At 72.4% G+C, this 3162-nt stretch carries 4 protein-coding genes; 2 read left to right on the forward strand and 2 right to left on the reverse strand.

Going from position 1 to position 3162, the window contains the following annotated elements; all coding sequences use genetic code 11:
* Positions 1 to 134: 134 nt before the first annotated feature.
* Together ACFCX4_RS35580 and ACFCX4_RS35585 are read right to left on the reverse strand one after the other, a co-directional pair.
* Entirely contained in the window at positions 135 to 899 is a 765-nt protein-coding gene (locus tag ACFCX4_RS35580) for an ABC transporter permease subunit (protein ID WP_376151510.1), read from the reverse strand.
* Between the two features lies 1 nt (position 900).
* Positions 901 to 1902 (reverse strand): ABC transporter ATP-binding protein, encoded by a 1002-nt coding sequence (locus ACFCX4_RS35585; protein WP_376151512.1) that lies wholly within the window; start codon positions 1900 to 1902, stop codon positions 901 to 903.
* A gap of 92 nt (positions 1903 to 1994) precedes the next feature.
* Between ACFCX4_RS35585 and ACFCX4_RS35590 the strand changes: the two genes are divergently transcribed.
* Both ACFCX4_RS35590 and ACFCX4_RS35595 read left to right on the forward strand, forming a co-directional pair.
* Positions 1995 to 2792, forward strand: a complete 798-nt coding sequence (locus tag ACFCX4_RS35590; RefSeq protein ID WP_376151514.1) for an alpha/beta fold hydrolase — start codon at positions 1995 to 1997, stop codon at positions 2790 to 2792.
* A complete protein-coding gene (locus ACFCX4_RS35595) occupies positions 2789 to 3109 on the forward strand; it encodes a hypothetical protein (RefSeq protein ID WP_376151516.1) in 321 nt (106 codons plus the stop codon). The genes ACFCX4_RS35590 and ACFCX4_RS35595 overlap by 4 nt, the downstream gene beginning before the upstream one ends.
* The last annotated feature ends 53 nt before the right edge of the window (positions 3110 to 3162 follow it).

Raw genomic sequence — 3162 nt, forward strand, 5'->3', positions numbered from 1 at the left:
GGCCCGCGACGCCGGGGCACGCACCTCGCCGCGTTGTCGTCGGTCGCCAATGCTCCGCAGTGGCTCCCTCCTCCGCCCTGCGATGCACGCACCCCGACGCCGCGGCCTGTCCGACAAGATCCACAAGAGACGTCCTAGGCGTCGCGCTTCTTGAGCACCAGTGCCCCGCCGGCCAGCGCCGCGAGCGTCCAGGCCAGGCAGATGAGGAAGCCCGTCCACGGCCCGTACGGCTGGCCGTGCTGCTCGTAGACCAGCAGCATCCGGGACCCGGCGTAGTCGGGGAAGTAGTGGGCGACCGTCTTGGCGCCCGGCACCGCCGAGAGGATCGGCGACAGCAGGAAGAAGAACGGCACCAGCACGCCCAGCGCCAGCGTCTGGTTGTGCAGCATGGTGGTGACGCCGGCCGAGAACAGGCAGAGCAGCGTGAGGTAGAGCGCGGCGCCGAAGACCGCCCGCAGCACGTTCGGTTCGCCCAGCGAGGTGGAGTGGTCGCCGAGCAGCGCCTGGCCGGTGAAGAAGGTCAGGAAGGCCGTCACCAGCGAGACGGCCAGCGCCAGCCCGCCCAGCACCACGGCCTTGCCGGTCAGCAGGGTGCCGCGCTGCGGGACGGCGGCCAGGGTGACCCGGATCATGCCGCTGCTGTACTCGTTGCCGATCGCCAGCACGCCGAAGACGATGATGGCCAGTTCGCCGAGGATGATCCCGGAGAAGGCGGTGCCGGTGGCGTCGAACGGGGTGTCGTCGCTGCGGAAGTCCTCGAAGTTGTTGTTGGTGAGCAGCGACAGCAGGGCACCGATGCCCAGGGTGACCACGAAGGTCAGCGCGAGGGTCCAGACCGTCGAGCGGACGCTGCGGATCTTGGTCCACTCGGAGCGCAGGACCGCGGGGAAGGACGCCATCTCAGTTCTCCTCCGTGCCGCGGGGGGTCTGCGGCTGCGAGCCGCCCTGCCAGTTCGCGCCCCAGGCGCCCGGCGCGCCGGCCGCGTCGCGGGCCGGTCCGTCGCCGGCGTGGTACTCGACCGCGTCGGCCGTCATCTGCATGAACGCCTCCTCCAGCGAGGCCTGCTGCGGGCTGAGCTCGTGCAGCACCACGCCGTGCGCGGCGGCCAGTTCGCCGAGCGCGGCGAGATCGCCGTCGACCACCTCGTAGGAGCCGCCCGGGCCGGGTTCGTGCCGCACCCCGGCGCCGCTCAGCGCGTCGAGCAGCCGTTCGGGCTGCGGGCTGCGGAGGCGGACGGCGGAGCGGGAGTTGCGACGGATGAACTCGGCCATCGGCAGGTCGGCGAGCAGCCGGCCCCGGCCGATGACCACCAGGTGGTCGGCGGTCACGGCCATCTCGCTCATCAGGTGGGAGGAGACGAAGACGGTCCGGCCCTCCGAGGCGAGGCGCTTCATGAGGTTGCGGATCCACAGGATCCCCTCCGGGTCGAGCCCGTTGACCGGTTCGTCGAACATGACGATCTCCGGGTCGCCGAGCAGCGCGGAGGCGATGCCCAGGCGCTGGCCCATGCCGAGCGAGAAGCCGCGGGCGCGCTTGCGGGCGACCGGGGTGAGGCCGACCAGCGAGAGCACCTCGTCCACCCGGCGCTCGGGGATGCGGTTGCTCTGGGCGAGCCAGAGCAGGTGGTCACGGGCGGTGCGGCCGGGGTGGACGGCCTTGGCCTCCAGCAGCGCGCCGATGTACTTGAGCGGTTCGCTCAGCTGCCCGTATCTCTTGCCGTCTATGGTGACGCGGCCGCCGGTGGGGCGGTCGAGGTCGAGGATCATGCGCATGGTGGTGGACTTGCCCGCGCCGTTGGGCCCGAGGAACCCGGTGACCACGCCCTGCGGCACCTTGAAACTCAGCCGGTCCACCGCCAGGGTCCTGCCGTAGCGTTTGGTCAGGTCGTGCAACTCGATCATGGATGCTCCCTCACTCTCCGTCAGGCTATGACAAAGGGGACAAGGAGGCCCGCCGAGTGGGCCCGCAGGGCGCACCGGAATACGGTGGCCCCATGACCCAGCTCCCCTCCGCAGTGCCGGTCCGCGAGAGCGGCACCGGAACTCCCCTCGTGCTGCTGCACGCCTTCCCGCTCAACGCCGCCATGTGGTCCGCCCAACTGGACGAGCTGCCCGGTCCGGCCGGGGACCGGGCCCGTGTCATCGCCCCTGATCAGCGCGGCTTCGGCGGCGCCGCGCTGGGTTCCGAGGCGCCTTCGCTGGACACCGTAGCGGACGACGTGGCCCGTCTGCTGGACGCCGAAGGGATCGACCGGACGGTCCTCGGCGGACTCTCCATGGGCGGCTACGTCGCGATGGCCTTCGCCCAGCGGCACCCGGACCGGCTGGCCGGCCTGCTGCTGGCCAACACCAAGGCCACCGCCGACCCCGACGCCGCCAGACTCAACCGGGAACGGATCGCCTCCGCGGTGCTGGCCCGCGACAGCGTCCAGCTGCTGCTCGACGAGAGGATGGCGGCCGGGCAGCTCGGCCCGCGGTCGCAGCACCTGACCGACCGGGTGCAGCGGATGATCGCCGCCGCTCCGCCCGCCGCCGTCGCCTGGGCGCAGCGGGCGATGGCGGAGCGGCCCGAGCGGCTGGACGTCCTGGCCGGGGTGCGGGTGCCGGCCGCGGTGGTCGCGGGCGCCGAGGACGGGCTGATGCCGCTCGCCGAGGCGGAGCTGATGACCCGGGCGCTGCCGGACGCGGAGCTGACGGTCCTGCCCGGGGTCGGACACCTGGGCGCGGTCGAGGCGCCGGAGGCCTTCGACGCGGTGGTGCTGCGACTGCTGGACCGGGTGGCGGCGGGATGAGGGAGGAACGGGCGGAGACCGGCGGCTGGGACTACTCCGCGCTGGAGGTGACCGGCCGGGTGCCGGTGACCAACCGGGGCGAGGGACTGCTCGAACTGACCCTGGAGCCGCTGGGCGAGGACTACTGGATGCGTCCGGGGGAGACGTTCATCGTCACCTCGTACGGGGACTACGGCTCCGGGCACCCCTTCGAGGTGCAGTACTGGCCGGACTCGGTGTCGGTCTGGTGCACCTCCTGGTTCGGCACCGTCTCGGACGACGAGGGCAACCAGCTGAGCTGCGGCCACCAGCGGCCGGACGGCGCGTACCCGCGCTAGCGGACCGGCGGTGCCGGGAACCGGAACGGGCCCCCACCCGGGGAGGGTGGGGG

Origin of the sequence: Kitasatospora sp. NPDC056327 (genome assembly GCF_042261735.1) — a bacterium.
Taxonomy (GTDB): Bacteria; Actinomycetota; Actinomycetes; order Streptomycetales; family Streptomycetaceae; genus Kitasatospora.

What these genes read in the sequence shown, in the direction of transcription:
- ACFCX4_RS35580 (WP_376151510.1), bottom strand. Translation starts at nt 899, where the DNA reads ATGGCGTCCTTCCCCGCGGTCCTGCGCTCCGAGTGGACCAAGATCCGC.
- ACFCX4_RS35585 (WP_376151512.1), bottom strand. Translation starts at nt 1,902, where the DNA reads ATGATCGAGTTGCACGACCTGACCAAACGCTACGGCAGGACCCTGGCG.
- ACFCX4_RS35590 (WP_376151514.1), top strand. Translation starts at nt 1,995, where the DNA reads ATGACCCAGCTCCCCTCCGCAGTGCCGGTCCGCGAGAGCGGCACCGGA.
- ACFCX4_RS35595 (WP_376151516.1), top strand. Translation starts at nt 2,789, where the DNA reads ATGAGGGAGGAACGGGCGGAGACCGGCGGCTGGGACTACTCCGCGCTG.